At 63.2% G+C, this 15,714-nt stretch carries 16 protein-coding genes; 10 read left to right on the forward strand and 6 right to left on the reverse strand.

Annotated elements, in window-relative coordinates; all coding sequences use genetic code 11:
• Nucleotides 1–10 precede the first annotated feature (10 nt).
• The 3 genes from C795_RS0101540 to C795_RS0101550 form a co-directional block, all read right to left on the reverse strand.
• Nucleotides 11–535, reverse strand: coding sequence for an amino-acid N-acetyltransferase (locus tag C795_RS0101540; protein ID WP_017791997.1), 525 nt, complete (start codon nucleotides 533–535; stop codon nucleotides 11–13).
• Nucleotides 536–607: 72 nt separating this feature from the next.
• Nucleotides 608–2,074, reverse strand: coding sequence for an MFS transporter (locus C795_RS0101545; protein ID WP_017791998.1), 1,467 nt, complete (start codon nucleotides 2,072–2,074; stop codon nucleotides 608–610).
• Between the two features lie 219 nt (nucleotides 2,075–2,293).
• Nucleotides 2,294–4,819 (reverse strand): ATP-dependent Clp protease ATP-binding subunit, encoded by a 2,526-nt coding sequence (locus tag C795_RS0101550; protein ID WP_017791999.1) that lies wholly within the window; start codon nucleotides 4,817–4,819, stop codon nucleotides 2,294–2,296.
• 183 nt (nucleotides 4,820–5,002) lie between these two features.
• Here C795_RS0101550 and C795_RS0101555 point away from each other — a divergent pair, with 183 nt between their 5' ends.
• From C795_RS0101555 to C795_RS0101600, 10 genes are all read left to right on the forward strand, one after another.
• Complete coding sequence (locus tag C795_RS0101555; RefSeq protein WP_017792000.1) at nucleotides 5,003–5,629, forward strand: hypothetical protein; 627 nt, start codon at nucleotides 5,003–5,005, stop codon at nucleotides 5,627–5,629.
• Nucleotides 5,626–6,276, forward strand: coding sequence for a hypothetical protein (locus C795_RS0101560; RefSeq protein WP_017792001.1), 651 nt, complete (start codon nucleotides 5,626–5,628; stop codon nucleotides 6,274–6,276). The genes C795_RS0101555 and C795_RS0101560 overlap by 4 nt, the downstream gene beginning before the upstream one ends.
• On the forward strand, nucleotides 6,276–6,497 hold the full coding sequence (locus C795_RS0101565) for a helix-turn-helix domain-containing protein (protein ID WP_017792002.1): 222 nt from the start codon (nucleotides 6,276–6,278) through the stop codon (nucleotides 6,495–6,497). Before C795_RS0101560 ends, C795_RS0101565 begins: the two co-directional genes overlap by 1 nt.
• A gap of 67 nt (nucleotides 6,498–6,564) precedes the next feature.
• A complete protein-coding gene (locus tag C795_RS0101570) occupies nucleotides 6,565–7,416 on the forward strand; it encodes a MurR/RpiR family transcriptional regulator (protein WP_017792003.1) in 852 nt (283 codons plus the stop codon).
• Nucleotides 7,417–7,569: 153 nt separating this feature from the next.
• On the forward strand, nucleotides 7,570–8,241 hold the full coding sequence (locus C795_RS0101575) for a tyrosine-protein phosphatase (protein WP_017792004.1): 672 nt from the start codon (nucleotides 7,570–7,572) through the stop codon (nucleotides 8,239–8,241).
• On the forward strand, nucleotides 8,238–9,032 hold the full coding sequence (locus C795_RS0101580) for a metallophosphoesterase (protein WP_026139363.1): 795 nt from the start codon (nucleotides 8,238–8,240) through the stop codon (nucleotides 9,030–9,032). Before C795_RS0101575 ends, C795_RS0101580 begins: the two co-directional genes overlap by 4 nt.
• A gap of 64 nt (nucleotides 9,033–9,096) precedes the next feature.
• On the forward strand, nucleotides 9,097–10,131 hold the full coding sequence (locus tag C795_RS0101585) for an ABC transporter substrate-binding protein (RefSeq protein ID WP_017792006.1): 1,035 nt from the start codon (nucleotides 9,097–9,099) through the stop codon (nucleotides 10,129–10,131).
• A complete protein-coding gene (locus C795_RS0101590; protein ID WP_017792007.1) occupies nucleotides 10,115–11,782 on the forward strand; it encodes an ABC transporter permease in 1,668 nt (555 codons plus the stop codon). The genes C795_RS0101585 and C795_RS0101590 overlap by 17 nt, the downstream gene beginning before the upstream one ends.
• Nucleotides 11,783–11,791: 9 nt before the next feature.
• A complete protein-coding gene (locus tag C795_RS0101595; protein WP_017792008.1) occupies nucleotides 11,792–12,904 on the forward strand; it encodes an ABC transporter ATP-binding protein in 1,113 nt (370 codons plus the stop codon).
• Nucleotides 12,901–13,497: a histidine phosphatase family protein gene (locus tag C795_RS0101600; RefSeq protein WP_017792009.1), complete on the forward strand. Its 597-nt coding sequence runs from the start codon at nucleotides 12,901–12,903 to the stop codon at nucleotides 13,495–13,497. The genes C795_RS0101595 and C795_RS0101600 overlap by 4 nt, the downstream gene beginning before the upstream one ends.
• Here the strand turns inward: C795_RS0101600 and cls are convergent.
• From cls to C795_RS0101615, 3 genes are all read right to left on the reverse strand, one after another.
• Nucleotides 13,478–14,959, reverse strand: coding sequence for a cardiolipin synthase (gene cls / locus C795_RS0101605; protein WP_017792010.1), 1,482 nt, complete (start codon nucleotides 14,957–14,959; stop codon nucleotides 13,478–13,480). The genes C795_RS0101600 and cls overlap by 20 nt on opposite strands.
• Before the next feature lie 86 nt (nucleotides 14,960–15,045).
• Nucleotides 15,046–15,225: a hypothetical protein gene (locus C795_RS0101610; protein WP_017792011.1), complete on the reverse strand. Its 180-nt coding sequence runs from the start codon at nucleotides 15,223–15,225 to the stop codon at nucleotides 15,046–15,048.
• 89 nt (nucleotides 15,226–15,314) lie between these two features.
• A complete protein-coding gene (locus C795_RS0101615; protein ID WP_017792012.1) occupies nucleotides 15,315–15,698 on the reverse strand; it encodes a DoxX family protein in 384 nt (127 codons plus the stop codon).
• Between the last annotated feature and the right edge of the window lie 16 nt (nucleotides 15,699–15,714).

The raw sequence follows: 15,714 nt of genomic DNA on the forward strand, positions 1-15,714 counted from the left end.
GTATCCCGGTTCAGCTGGCTAGGCGCTTGAGCATGCGCGTGTTGCCCAGGGTGTTGGGCTTGACTCGCGAGAGGTCGAGAAACTCGGCGACGCCCTCGTCCGTTGAGCGCAGCAGCTCGGCATACACGTCTGATGCCACGAGCTCGTGGTTCTCACCGACGTCCTCGAACCCGTGGCTCGTGAAGAAGTCCGTCTCAAACGTGAGGCAGAACAGCTGGGTGAGGCCAAGGTCGCGGGCGCGGGCCTCGAGCGCGGTGAGCAGGCGGTGTCCGACGCCGCGGCCGAGCCACTCTTGGGCGACGCCGAGCGTGCGCACCTCCCCGAGCTGATCCCACATCACGTGCACGGCACCATAGCCGATCACGTCGCCACCGGGCTCGCATGCCACCAGAAACTCGGGCACCGCGCCATACAGCTCGACGAGGTCTTTGCCGAGCAGGATTCGTCGGTTGACCAGAGGTTCCATCAGCTCAACCATGCGCGGCACATCTGCCGTACGCGCGGGGCGAATGAACATCTCATCGGCAGCAGTCATACTTCTAGCCTACTGCTGGCTGGGCGATCGGTCGCACCGCCAGCAGTAGGCTAGATTCCTGTGTGACGACGGCTAACTGTGAGTCGGCAGGAGGTCTTCCTTCTTGCCTCGCACACAGATAGCAGCAACGACTCCGGCCAGCACGAGTGCGATACCCGCGGAGAGAAACACCGCACTATACCCCTGCGTCTGGGCCGCGAGTTCTGAATCTCCGAGTGCTGTGGCCGATGCAGTGGCAGAGCTCGCGGCCAGCGCGAACACGGACAGCCCGATAGAACCACCGATCTGCATCGCTACGTTGACCATTGCCGAAGCAGCTCCGGCATCCGAGGGTTCAACTCCGACAAGTGCGACGTTCTGCAGCGGCACGAGCGTAACTCCCACGCCCAGACCGATCAAAATCAGACCGGGCATGACCTGCGTGACATAGTTTCCATCAGCCGTGATGGAAACCATCCAGAACATACCCACAGCGGCGATCAACGGCCCGAACACCATCATCGGGCGGGGCCCGGACACCGGCATCAACTTGGTCATAATAGGCACGACAAGGATGGTGATGGCGGTCATTACGACGCTGGCGAGGCCGGCTAGCAGCGGAGACATGCCCAGCACATTTTGGAGGTGGAAGGCCAGGTACATCGTTGTTCCGATGAGCACAGCTCCGACGACAGCCTGCACAAAGTACGCACCCGCGCGTACGCGATGAAGGATGACGCGCATGGGGAGCAGCGGATTCCGAGCACGGGTTTCAATGAACACAAAGAGCGCAAGCAAGAGGACTCCCCCCGCCATGAATCCGATGGTGTCGACGCTCACCCAGCTTTCCTCGGCAAGAGTAAAGCTGTAGACGAGTGAGCCAAGCCCGAGCACGACGGCAATCGCGCCCAAGATATCGAGGCGCCCCTTCCCCTCAGCTTTGCTCTCCTCAAGCACGAAAGCCCCGATTCCCACCGAGATGATCACGAAGATCAGGTTGACCAACAAGCACCAGCGCCAGCTTGTGAACTCGGTAAGGAAGCCGCCCAGCAGGAGCCCCACGGCCGCGCCGCTTCCAGCGACTGCGCCGAATACGGCAAAAGCGATGTTCCGTTCGCGTCCGAAAGGAAAGGCTACAGTGAGCATTGCCAGGGCAGCGGGAGCCAGCAGCGCCGCGAAGAGCCCCTGCAGGCCGCGCGCCAGAATCAAGTCAGTACCGCTCTGCGCGAGGCCACCATACAACGAAGCGACGCCAAAACCGATCATGCCCAGCATGAAAGTGCGCTTGCGGCCCCACGTGTCGGCGATGCGTCCGCCCAGCAAGAGAAGCGCACCGAATACAAGCACATAGGAGGTGACCACCCACTGACGCTCAGTGTTGCTGAGCGTCAGTTCAACTTGCGCGGTGGGGAGTGCAATATTCACGATCGTGCCGTCAAGTACTACGACCAGCTGAGTGAGGGCAATGATTGCGAGAGCCCACCAACGGCGAGGCTGCGCGGCTTGACGCGGAACCTCGATCGGGCTGGTTTCGGGCGGGGAGGCATGGGTAATCGTCATGATTTCTCCAGAACTCAATGTGAATTGATGCTGGAGGTTTCAAGCCTCGGACCAGTGCGCTGGGTGCTTACCCGTGTCACTAACCGCTCCACGTTACTGCCGCGGACAGGTACACCAGCGTATCACAGCGTTGGCGCGTCACCGCATTACAGGGATAGACAAACGCTCCGGGCCCCCAGCAATTGCTGAGGGCCCGGAGCGTCGTACAACGGGGAACTTTTATTCGACCGTATCGGGGGTAGCCGCTGCAGAGGCGATGCTTGCCGCCGAGGTGGCCGACGTCTCGCCGTGCGCCTTCTCGGTGCCGCGATCGGTCTCGAACGTGAACTTGCCATCCACGAAGTCGACCTTAACCAGGTCACCCGCGAGCAGCTCGGCACCCAGGATCTTCTCCGACAGCATGTCCTCGATCTCACGCTGGATCGCGCGGCGCAGCGGCCGTGCACCCAGTGCGGGATCGTAGCCCAGATCGGCGAGTCGCTCGCGAGCGGGCTGCGACATCTCGATGCCCATGTCGCGATCGAGCAGACGGTCCTTGAGCTGCTTCACGAACAGGTCGACGATCTGGAGAATCTCGGCCTTCGACAGCTGCGGGAACACGATCGTGTCGTCGACGCGGTTGAGGAACTCGGGCTTGAAGTGCTTCTTCAGCTCCTCGTTGACCTTGCCCTTCATCGACTCGTAGCCGATCGAGGAGTCACCCTCGATCTGGAAGCCCACGGGACCACCGGCGATGGCCGACGAACCGAGGTTCGTGGTCATGATGATGACGGTGTTCTTAAAGTCGATGACGCGGCCCTGGCCGTCGGTGAGACGGCCCTCTTCGAGCACCTGCAGCAGCGAGTTGAAGATGTCGGGGTGAGCCTTCTCGATCTCGTCAAAGAGCACGACCGAGAACGGCTTGCGGCGCACGCGCTCGGTGAGCTGGCCTCCCTCTTCGAAGCCGACGAACCCGGGAGGGGCACCGAAGAGGCGCGAAACGGTGTGCTTCTCGCCGTACTCCGACATGTCGAGCGAGATCAGCGCATCCTCGTCATCGAACAGGAACTCAGCCAGGGCCTTCGCGAGCTCGGTCTTGCCGACACCCGTGGGGCCGGCGAAGATGAACGAGCCCGAGGGACGCTTCGGGTCCTTGAGCCCTGCGCGCTGGCGCCGGATCGTCTTGGCAAGGGCCGAAATGGCCTCGTTCTGACCGATCACGCGCTGGTGCAGTGCCTCTTCCATGAAGCGGAGACGGCTTGTCTCCTCTTCCGTGAGCTTGAAGACGGGGATGCCCGTGGCCTGCGCAAGCACCTCCGCGATCAGCCCCTCGTCGACCTCGGCCTTAGTAACCACGTCACCCGAGCGCCACTGCTTCTCGAGGCGCAGGCGCTCCGCAATCAGCTTCTTCTCTTCGTCGCGCTTGTTGGCGGCAAGTTCGAAGTCCTGGCCTTCGATGGCCTTTTCCTTGTCGGCGCGCACGACGGCGATCTTCTCGTCGAATTCGCGCAGCTCGGGCGGGCTCGACAGGATCGACAGGCGCAGGCGAGCGCCGGCCTCATCGATCAGGTCGATGGCCTTGTCGGGCAGGAAGCGATCCTGCACGTAGCGAGCGGCAAGGTTCACCGCGGCGACGATGGCGCCATCAGTGATCGACACCTTATGGTGCGCCTCGTAGCGGTCGCGCAGCCCCTTCAGGATGTTGATCGAGTGGGGAATCGACGGCTCAGCAACCTGGATCGGCTGGAAGCGGCGTTCAAGCGCGGCATCCTTCTCGAAGTGCTTGCGGTACTCGTCGAGCGTCGTCGCACCAATGGTCTGCAGCTCGCCACGCGCAAGCATGGGCTTCAGAATATTGGCGGCGTCGATTGCGCCCTCGGCAGCACCGGCACCCACGAGCGTGTGGATCTCATCGATGAAGATGATGATGTCACCGCGGTTGCGGATCTCCTTGGTGACCTTCTTGAGGCGTTCCTCAAAGTCACCGCGGTAGCGGCTACCGGCGATCATTGAGCCGAGGTCAAGCATGTAGACCTGCTTGTCCTTCAGCGTCTCGGGCACCTCGCCGCGCACGATGGCCTGCGCGAGCCCCTCGACGACGGCCGTCTTGCCAACGCCTGGCTCACCGATCAGCACGGGGTTGTTCTTGGAGCGGCGCGAGAGGATCTGCATGACCCGCTCGACCTCCTTCTCGCGCCCAATGACCGGGTCGAGCTTACCGTCGCGGGCAGCCTGGGTCAGGTTGGTGCCGAAGTTGTCGAGCACCTGCGAACCCTTGGACTCGCTCTGCTGCTCGGGAGCGCCAACCGTCGCGCTCTCCTTGCCGGCCTGGTAGCCAGACAGCAGCTGAATCACCGTCTGGCGCACGCGGTTCAGGTCAGCCCCGAGCTTCACGAGCACCTGGGCTGCGACACCCTCGCCCTCGCGAATCAGGCCAAGCAGGATGTGCTCCGTGCCGATGTAGTTGTGTCCCAGCTGCAGCGCCTCGCGCAGGCTGAGCTCGAGCACCTTCTTGGCGCGCGGCGTGAACGGGATGTGACCCGCGGGCGGCTGCTGGCCGGTGCCGATGATGTCGGTCACCTGCGCGCGAACGGCGTCCAGTGAAATATCAAGCTGCTCAAGCGCCTTTGCAGCGACGCCCTCACCCTCATGAATGAGGCCGAGCAGAATGTGCTCCGTGCCGATGTAGTTGTGGTTGAGCATCTTCGCCTCTTCTTGGGCGAGCACAACCACGCGGCGAGCGCGATCGGTGAATCTCTCGAACATCTGTCTCCTCCTCGGGCTGGGGTCGCGTCGTCGGTGCGGCGCCAACCGATGTGTCCAGATTACGGGCTGCAGCCTTACATTTGGGGCGTGTTCGTGCTGGGCGTAACGGGTGCTTGACAGCGCACCCACACAGGGAATATTTTATCGATTAACGATAATATCGATAATCGATAAGGAGCGCTCATGTTGGACGTCCTGGATTCTGCCCCACCCGCACACCGTCTCTCCCGCGGTGACCGCGGCGCCTTGTGGGCATTCATCATTGCAGGCATCGCCCTCGCCACTACGACCGCGGTATTCGCCGCGATCCGGATCTCATCACTCCTGGGCCCGGGCCCCACCCCGATCGAGATCGAGTTTGCGGGCCTCCCCGCGAAGGCCGCGGCAGGAACGAGCACACTGTCGTTCGAAGTCACCTCCGCAACGCTTCTGGCGTCCGAGCTCTCGCCTGTCGCGCTTGTCACTGGCATCTCAGCGCCGGTGCTCTTGACACTGGTGACTGCGACCATTGCCGTCTGCTTGATTGCACTCGCGGCGTCACTAATTCGCGGTCAGATCTTCAGCAAGCGCAACTCGCGCCTCGTGGTTACTGCGGGCCTCACTGGCCTCATCGGGTTCGTAGCCGTCAATTTACTCAATACCGTGCTCGCAAACGACGTACTCTTTGGGGCTACCGGTGGGCAGAGCAGCTACATGGTGTTGAGCTTTGAACCCGGCACCTATCTCCTCTCGGCGTTCGTGATCGCACTCGTGAGCTCAGTGTTTGTTATCGGCGAGCGCATGCAGCGCGATACGGAGGGACTCGTATGAACACCCAGCTGCCCGTAGAGTCGGGCCCAGGCAAGATACGCGCCGATGCCATCGCCATCTTCGCGCTCGGGGTTGCCGCTATCGCCTCGGTCATTGCCCTGGCGGTGCGGACCTTTGCCCAGACATTTTCACCTGATGGCGTCGTGTGGCAGCTGCCAATCGAACGGCAAGCAGGCACGGCCGCAGGCCTCGCGTTGTACTCCAGCGATGGCCCCGCCACCGCCAAACCGGTGAGCGGATCGTTCACACACATGCAGGTCCTTGTACCCAATCTCAATACGGTGTCAACGGTGTGCCTGGGAGCTGCCATCGCGCTCGCCGCGCTCGCGATACTGGCCGTGATCGCGAGCACAGTACGGGTCGCCTGGCTGTTTCAGCAGGGACGGTTCTTCACCCTTGCGACGAGCCGTGCAATTCGCACCCTGAACTGGGCGCTGCTCGCCGGGGGTCTGGGTGCCTACATCTGCTGGAAGTTGGGTGCGAACGGCGTCGAAGCGGCGCTCAACGTGCGCGTCGCCGATACGGGCGCCGTCGAGTGGTGGGGTTGGTACGTCATCGCATTGTTTACGGTCACCTCGCTCGGCCTGATCGATATCGCGCTGCGCCGGGCGATCCGGCTACAGCATGACGCAGAGGGGCTGATCTAGTGGTCGCCGAAGACGGCCACGCGATCCGGTGTCGCTTGGATGAGCTGCTCGCCGAGCGCAGCATGACCCTCACTGAGCTCAGTGAGCGGGTGGGAGTGAGCATCGTGAATCTGTCGGTGTTGAAGAATGATCGCGCAAAGGCGATCAGATTCTCAACGCTCACCGCGATCTGCAAGGTGCTTGGCTGCGAAGTGGGTGAGCTACTCGTCGTCGCACGGTAACCCCCGCGTTACCGTGAGGCCAACTGCGGGTTCCCCGCTATTCACGGTAGCGACCTAGCGTGACAACGTGACCGACGCCTTCGCAAGCTCTGCAACCTCCCGCATTCGCGCCCTCGAGGCCACACTCGGCCCGAGTGAGGGGGCGGTCGCACGCGCGATACTCGCTCACCACCCCGAGGTGCCACAGTGGTCGACGCAGGAGCTGGCCGTGGTCGCCGGTACCTCGACCGCGACAGTGATTCGCGCGGCCCAGCGCCTCGGATTTCGAGGATTCCAGCATCTACGCCTCGAACTCGCGCGTGAGGGCTCGCCTCAGGGCACGACTGCCTTGCAGGGCGGCGACCACATCGATGAGCTCTTTGCCAGTGCCAGCGCGGCGCTCGATGTGAGTCGTCAAGCCATCGACCGCGCGACGCTGGCCGCGGCAGCCGCAGCCCTGGCTGACGCACGCCGTGTCGTCTTCGCTGCGAATGGGTTCTCAGCCCCGCCACTTCAGGATGCCGCAATGCGCTTCGCGACGATCGGGCGCCCCGTCGAGGCGCCGCTCGACATTCTCGCGCAGCAGTTTGCGACGCACACACTCGGCCCGGGTGATGTCTGTCTCGCGCTCAGCCATTCGGGCGCGAACGCACACACGCTAGCCGCGTGCCGGGCGGCTGCACAGCGTGGTGCCCGCGTGATCGCGCTCTGCAGCTTTGCCCGCACCCCGCTCTCTGACATCGCAGATCTCACAATCTCGACCGGCGCTTCGGGGCCCCAGCACACGGTCGACCCATTTTTCATTCGACTCGGGCACTCGGTGCTCCTCCAGGCGCTCGTCGCCGAGCTTGCCCAGCGGAGCTCGCCAGCGCAGCAGTTGGAGATGCGGGAGGTCGTCGCCGACGCACTCACGGACGTGCCTGTCCCCACCCGCCGATAGGCCAAATTCAATCTTTGCGCGAACGACACATCAAATTCTGAGTTCGTTTACCGGCCCGACACGTCCATCCTCGAGGCTACAAATGTAATCGCGTTTCACCTCGGATGTAACCGTCGAAACGCACACTTCACATGTGTATCGAAAGGCAGAGCCGTGCACACCATCGTTTCCGTCGAAGGCAGTTACAACGCGCGCACCATTGGCACAAAGCACATGCCCTGGCTCGTACGCACCGCAGCGCTTGACGAGCTCACCGCCGACGGCGAGCGCACCCTGCGTGCCCAGGGCGTCGATCTCATCATCGATCTACGTGAGCCGTCCGAGCAACGCACCCGGCGGCACGGCATCCCTGTTTCCTCGGTACCGCTGTATGGCGAGCTGCCCCCTGCCCACGGCACCATTCATGAGATTTATGCGGGGCTGGTGCGCGACCGCGGTTCCCAGATCGCCGCCGCTGTCTCGGCAATTGCAGCGCACCCGGGTACCGCAGCGGTGCACTGTACCGCGGGCAAAGACCGCACCGGAATCGTGGTGGCCCTCGCACGCCTCGTTGCCGGCGATTCCCGTACCGAGATCCTCGCCGACTACGTGCTGTCGGGCAACACGGTGCGCCCGGCGCGTGCCGCGATCGTCACCGACCAGCTTGACTCACTCGGGCTTGAGGGGGCGGTGCGTGCGGCGGCCGAGGAACTACATCTCGACAGCCCGTCCGCCGCGCTCGCTGGCGCACTCGAACTCGTGAACGAACTCGGGGGTCCCATCGCCTATCTGCTCGACAATGGCATGTCTGTCGCGCATCTTCGGTCGCTGGCGGAGCGGGCATGAGCCGGGCTAGCGGGCGATTCACGGTGCTGCATCTCAGCGACGTCCACGCCACCGAATCGGGGTTGCTCTACGGTGCTGTGAACGGGCTCGAGCAGCTCGAACGCGTGGGCGCATACGCCCGGGCAACTGGCATCACCCCCGAGGCCGTGATCGTCACAGGTGACCTGATTCAGCGTGGCAACGCCGGCGCCTACGCCGCGGTGGACGTGGCCTGTCGCGAGCTCGAGGCAGCAGTCGGGGCCCCTGTCTTCACGGTGCTCGGCAATCACGATAGCCCGGTACACGCGCGGGCCTTGCGCCACCATAATCTGAACCACTACGGAGTGCACTTCGTTGACGGCTACCGCATCATCCGGCTGGACTCGCACGCAGGGCGGCTCGATGCCACCCAGCTGGACTGGTTGGGCGAGACTCTTGCTTCGCCGTCCCCGCGCGGCACAATCATCGCCCTGCATCACCCGCCGCTCGGTTCTCCCATGCCTGTGCTCAGCAAACAAGGGTTGGCGGATGCCAGTGCGCTGCTCGATGTCCTCGAGGGTTCAGATACGCGAGCGATTCTCGCCGGGCATTTTCACCACGTGCTCACCGCGTCGGTGCACAAGATCCCAGTGTTCGTCGGTCCATCGCTCGCCTACCACCAGATCATGAACGCAGGGCCTGCAGCGGTCGCGGGCCATGCCGCCCCCATGTTCTCGCTGGTGCAGTTCACCGATACCGATGTGAGCGCGTCAACGATCGCTCTCACAGCGCCAGAGCCGCTGTTCACCCAGCCCATCTCTCGCGTGCCATAGCCCACGCGTCTCAGGTCCTCCCCCTTCCAATTTCGCACTACCCAACACATACAGAAAGCAGACCATGTCACGCACCCGTTCGCTCGGCACCATCGCCGCGCTCTCGCTGTCAGCCCTCGCCCTCACTGCATGCTCCGCTGCAGGCCCTGACGCGTCAGCAGGTGATTCAGCGGCCGAGGCCGCGGAGCCCTCAACGATCACGTTGTACACTTCGGAACCCCAGGAAAAGATCGATGCCATCGTCGCGGCGTTCTCGAGCGACAATCCCGAGATCGAAGTTGACGTCTTCCGAGCCGGAACCGGTGACTTGACCGCTCGTATCGCCGCTGAGGAAAAGTCCGGGGACATCGGAGCTGATCTGCTGCTCGCTGCTGACGCTGGCACATTTGAGGACTACGCTGATCGCGACCTGCTACTCGAGTACGAGTCACCCGAGGCAGCGAACATCAATCAAGATCTCATCGACCCCGAGCACTTTTACGTGGGCACACGCCTACTTCCGACGGTCATCGCAATCAACACCAACGTGATCACCGACGCTCCTACCTCGTGGCAGGATCTCACGGATCCCGCATATGCCGGCAAGATCGCAATGCCCAACCCTGATGTGTCGGGCGCTGCCGCCTACAACGCCGCGGTGTGGCTGAATGAGCCTGCGCTGGGCGAGCCATGGCTGCAGGGCCTCGCTGCCAACACCCCGCTCATTGCCGAGAGCAACGGCCCCGTGTCGCAGGCCGTGGCCGACGGCTCGAATCCGGTCGGCATCGTCGTAGATTCTCTCGTGCGCGACCTCGCCGCGGCGGGCTCGCCCATTGAGGCGGTGTACCCGGAGGAGGGTGTGCCGTTCGTATCGCAGCCAGTCGGCATCTTTGCCAACACCGACGAGTCCGACGCGTCGAAGCTGTTCGTCGATTTCTTGATCAGCAAGAAGGGGCAAGAGATTGCTGCCTCGCAGTCTTACCTTCCGATCCGCGAAGATGTCGACAGCCCTGAGGGTGCCCCCGCAGTCGCAGACATCACGCTCTTGACGCCTGAGCTCGAGACCATTCGTTCGACCCAGGCCGGGGCCATCGAGACGTTTAATGCGCTCTTCCAGTAACACGCTCTCCCGCGCCGTCGCGGCGCCGGCCCTCCCGGGCTGGCGCCGCGTGGATGGTCTCGCCGGGCTCCGTTTCGGGCTCTGGTGCGCGGTGGCTGCGCTCGTGCTCGTACCGGTACTGGCGATCGTTTTACTGGCCGCCACCGGAGACGGATGGGCACATCTTGCGGATCCGGATGTATTGACCGCGACCGCGAACTCACTCACCTCGGCCGGCATCTCGGCCGCCCTCGCGGTCGCGTTTGGGACCGCGCTTGCGCTGCTGCTCGAGCGCACCGATCTTCCGGGGCGCCGCGCGCTTCGGTTACTCGCCCTGAGCCCGATGCTCATGCCCCCGTTCGTAGGAGCAATCGCCTGGCTCAGCTTGTTGGGCCCGTCCTCCGCCGTCAACAAGTGGTGGACCAACCGCTTCGGTGGCCCCCTGTGGAACCTCTACGGCGGAGACGGCGTCGTGTTTCTGCTTACGCTGCACAGCTTTCCCATCGCCATGATGATCGTCACCGCGGCACTTAAGCGCGTCCCGGCCGATCTTGAACAGGCCGCACGCATCGCGGGCTCATCAGCACCGCGCGCGCTCTGGGAAGTTACAGTGCCGCTGCTACGCCCCGCCATGCTCTCCTCCTTCACGCTAATAGCGGTGTCAAATCTCGCCGATTTTGGCATTCCCTCGATCATCGGCTTGCCCGATCGGTATGTCACTCTGTCAACGCTCGTGTATCGCTACCTGCAGTCGGGCACCGTCGACGATCCCCTTGCAGTGGTCGCTGCGATCGGGTTCGTGCTGCTTGTCATCGCGCTACTCGGTGTGGTTATTGATCTGCTGCGCTCTCGCACACGCGTCGAGCTCGACGCGCAGTCTGCTGCCCCGGATCGCCTCCCCCTGGGCCGCGCCCGCTTGGGGGCCTCGATCATCACGACCACGGGTATCCTCGTGCTCACGGTGTTGCCGCTCGTGACGCTAACGATCCAGGCGCTGCTGCCCGCCCCAGGGGTACCGTTCACACTTGAAACCATCACGCTCGCAAGTTTCGAACGCGCGCTCACGGCGTCGGGCACTCTGCAAGGTGTCGGAAACTCGCTCATGCTGGCAACCCTTGCTGCGGTAATTTGTGGAGCGCTGGGGCTCGCGATTGGCACGCTCGTCACTCGAACCCGTGCTCGCGACAACGGCGCGCTTCTCGGCCTGTCGTTGATGCCACAGGCCATCCCTGGCCTGGTCATCGCTGTGGCATGGCTCGTTATCGCTCCCCACGTCGGCTTGCAAAACACACCCTGGATCATTCTCTGCGCCTATCTGACCTCGTTCCTGGCCCTAGTGGTGCAGTCAGTGAGTGCGCCGCTCGCGGCGACACCTACGACCGCGGAAGAGGCCGCTCGTATCTCTGGCGCGAGCCGACTCCGGGCGCTCTGGGACATTTCCTGCCGGATGGCCGTCCCCGCCGCGATCTCTGGGGCCGTTCTCGTGGGCCTCACTGCAGTGCGCGAGCTCACTCTCTCAGTACTCCTACTCTCGCCCGGCTCGCAGACGCTTGGCGTCGTCATCTTCAACCTGCAACAAGCTGGCGCTTACAATGCCTCGTCTGCGCTGTCCCTCATCGTCGCTGTGGTTGGCCTCGCTGGACTCGGCTTGACCGCCCGCTCTCACCGTTAGGACTATTTCGTGTCATCTGTCTCGCTCTCTGGCGTTAGCCTCGCTTACCCGGGCGGCCAGCTGGGTCTCGCTGACGTCGACTTCACCGTACGCGACGGCGAGTTCGTCGCGCTTGTCGGCCCCTCCGGGTCCGGCAAGACAACGCTGCTACGCACGGTCGCGGGTTTTGTGCGCCCCACAGCGGGGTGCGTCTCGATCGCCGACTCAGTAGTGGCTGACCCGCACCGCTCACTCGAACCCGAGCGACGCGGGCTCGGAATGGTGTTTCAGCAGCACGCAGTCTGGCCACACTGGTCGGTGGGGCGCAACATCGAATACCCACTCAAGCGGGCGGGTATCGCCAAACCCGAGCGCGTCAAAAGGGTGGCTGAAGCCCTCGAACTCGTGGGGCTCGCTGGCTACGCCCTGCGTAACCCCGCGACCCTGTCGGGAGGGCAGCGGCAGCGTGTGGCCATCGCGCGCGCCATCGTGGCCCGGCCGCGGGTGCTATTGCTTGATGAGGCGCTCTCCGCGCTCGACGAGCCGCTGCGGGATCGCCTCCGTCTCGAGCTTCGCGAGCTCACGAGGGAACTCGGGCTCACCGTGCTGCACGTCACTCACGACCGGGCCGAGGCACTCGCGGTCGCCGACCGGATCGTCGTACTCGACGGCGGTCGGATTCAACAGGTCGGGGCTCCCGCCGCGCTTTTGGCCGAGCCCTCGAGCGCGTTTGTGGCCTCCTTTATCGCCGACGCCACCGTCTTAACGGGCACGACAGACGATATGGGATTCGTCTCTCACGAATCGGGCCTGTCGGTACCCGCGGCTGCCTTGAGCGCGCCGGGAGGCAGGGTGTCGTTGCCCACTGGCGCCACCGACATCGCGATCCTTCCCCATGCAGTTCGAGTCGTACCCGATGCTGAGGGTACAGGGCGAGTCGTTTCGTCTCTGTTTGGTAGGGACGGCGACGATCTCGTCGTCGATTGGAACGGAGTGCGGATCCGTTCTCGCGTGCCAGGGGCGCGGTGCGCCGCAGGTACCCTCGTACGTCTTGAGGTCGAGCAAGCCCTGATTTATCCCAGCTCGGACGCCCGCGGTTCCTCCCCCGCTCTCACAGCGGGGCGCAGTACGGTGGGAGCATGACCGTGTGCGATTCTGTCCCGATTGCGCTGGTGCGTCACGGCGAAACCGACTGGAATTTGGATCGCCGTATTCAAGGTCGCACTGACATTCCCCTGAACGAAACTGGCCGGCAGCAAGCACGCGAGATTTCCCAGATCCTCGCAGCTCACGGCTCTTGGCGTGGCGTCCGGGCATCGCCACTCGGCCGAGCGTCCGAGACAGCTCAAATCATCGCTGCAGGCCTCAAACTCGATGCCCCAGCCGTCGACGAGCGCTTTTGGGAACGTGATTTCGGTGAGGCCGAGGGGCTCGCCGTTTCTGACGCACAGCAGCGATGGCCGGGGTTAGACAGCATTCCCGGGGCGGAGTCCCTCGAAGATTTGCGCGCACGTACTGCGACCGCGCTGCTCCAGGTCCTCATCGACGCCCCCGGCACTATCGTGGTGGCCCACGGCGCAATGCTCCGCGCAGGAATGGCGCATGCGACAGGCGCCGAAGTCCCTCGGGTGCTCAACGGCGAGGTCTGGCTGATGTACCCGTCAGGTGGCAAGGCCAGGCTCGAACGTCTTGCCGCCCCTGCCTCGGCAATCGTAGCTACTGCAGCGCAGAGGTGAGTCGGGCCAGGCCGTCGAGCAACTGGGACCGCAGCGGCTGCCGCTGCCATTCTTCTAGCGTGAGCTCACGCGCGTTGGCCCGATAGTAGTCGTTGACTTCATCGAGATCACGCACAAAACTCGTGCCGTGCACGACCATCGAGATCTCCATGTTGAGACCGAAGGATCGCTGGTCCATGTTCGAGGACCCCACCACCGCCACTGCGTCGTCGACGGTGAAGTGCTTGGAGTGCAGGATGTATGGCGCCTTGAACATCCAGATGCGCACGCCCGCACGCAACAGCTCCTCGTAGTACGACCGTTGCGCGTGGTACACGACCGCCTGGTCTCCGATCTCAGACACAAATAGCTCGACCTGCACCCCGCGACCGGTGGCGGCGCGCACAGCATTCATGATCGAGCCGTCCGGCACGAAGTATGGGCTCGTAATGCTAATGCGGCGCTGCGCCGTGTACATCAGCGCCACAAACACCTGCAGGTTGTTCTCCCCGGCGTAACCGGGGCCACTCGGCACGATCTGGCACTCGAGGTTACCCGGCATCTGAAGTTCGAGCGGGTTGTCGGTGAGATGAGTGAGATACTCATCGGTCTCGAGGTACCAGTCCCCCTGAAACACGGCTTCGAGACCCAGCACGATGGGGCCTTCAACCCGCACCATGAGGTCCTTCCAGTGCAGCCCGCGTCGCCTGTTGGATGGCTTGTTATAGCTGGAGTCAACGAGGTTTTGGGACCCCATAAATCCGACCTTGCCGTCGATCACGATGAGCTTGCGGTGGTTGCGCAGGTCGGGGCGCTGGTACTCTCCCCGCCAGGGGCGCACGGGCAGCATATATGCCCAGTCTGCTCCCATCTCATCAAGCGCATCCGCGGTGCGCTTCATGCCCGGGTTGCGTACGGCCGAGATGTGGTCGGTCAGTACACGCACCTTCACACCGCGGGCGCTGACCTCACGCAGTGCCGCGAATACGTCGGAGGAGGTGTCATCAAACACCAAAATGTAGAACTCGACGTGAACGTAGGCTTGGGCCTCTCGAATCGCCGCGGCCATGTGGGCGATGCTCTCTTCGTAGTCGATCGAGATCGAGGCGGTGTTGCCCTGCATCATGGGCTGGGCGCCGAGTGTGCGCCCGAGCTTGACGACGTTCTCGAGACCGGGCTGCAGCGGCTCGCCTTCCCAGACGAGACCCCCCTCTTCACGGTCCGCGATCTGCTTCACAAAGTGATTGATCGCTTCTTGCTTCTGCTCTCGCTTCTTAGGCAACCGCTTGCTGCCAATAATGAGAAACAGCAGCAGTCCTGGCACCGGCAAGAAGAAGATGGCCATGAGCCACGCCATGCCCGATGTCGGGCGGCGATTGCGCGGCACAATGAACAACGCAGCGATTCTGATGAGATTGTCGATGACCAGGACCGCAAAGGTCCAGGCAACGGGCCAATTGATATCTGCCCAACTGAGCATCATCACTGCACTCCCCTCAGACGAAACCTTGCTTGGTTCACCCTATCGGGAGTTTTCGCTTCGCCCTCGCAAAAGGGCGGCGCAATTCGCTACTTCTGGTTGCGCAACGGCAGCCCGGCCTTGGCGCGCTCTTCGTCTTCAATCTCCTGATAGACGCGACGCTCGGTGCGATCAGCACGAACGATGAGGCGCAACACGAGCCAAAAGAAAAGCCCGATCAGCACGGTCGGGGTCAGCGACCAGATCGCGTTCATCCACCAGTTTTCCATACCTTCAACTGTAACCCAGCGAGTCCCGGTACTTCCTGAGCAAGCAGAGCACACCCAGGTTGATGGGCATCTCGAACCACGAGAACCGGTTAGAACGCAATGGCAAAAGCCCCCGGCCCGAACACGGCGATCACAGAAGCCAGCACCAGCAGAAGCAGGTCATACTCGGGTCCACCCTGCTGTGCCCAGTAGGAGCTGTGCCACTTGAACACGTGGAGGGCAGTCGTGGCAAGCATTAGGAGCATCACACCGAGCGCCGCCCAAACTGCCAACACGCCACTCGCGAACGAGAGCGCAGCGGCGCCCTCAGCAATGACGATGACCCACGCAACCGGTACGGGTAGCCCATCATTGCGCGCAAACTTGCTCACATCCTTGAGCTTGATCACACACTCACGCGCAAACGCGACCGCGAGCATTGCGCGCACCAGCGCGAGCACCAGAGAAACTACGAAGGTCGGGAGTATCAACATGATCGGTCACCTCTAA

Source organism: Leucobacter salsicius M1-8 (genome assembly GCF_000350525.1).
Lineage (GTDB): Bacteria > Actinomycetota > Actinomycetes > Actinomycetales > Microbacteriaceae > Leucobacter > Leucobacter salsicius.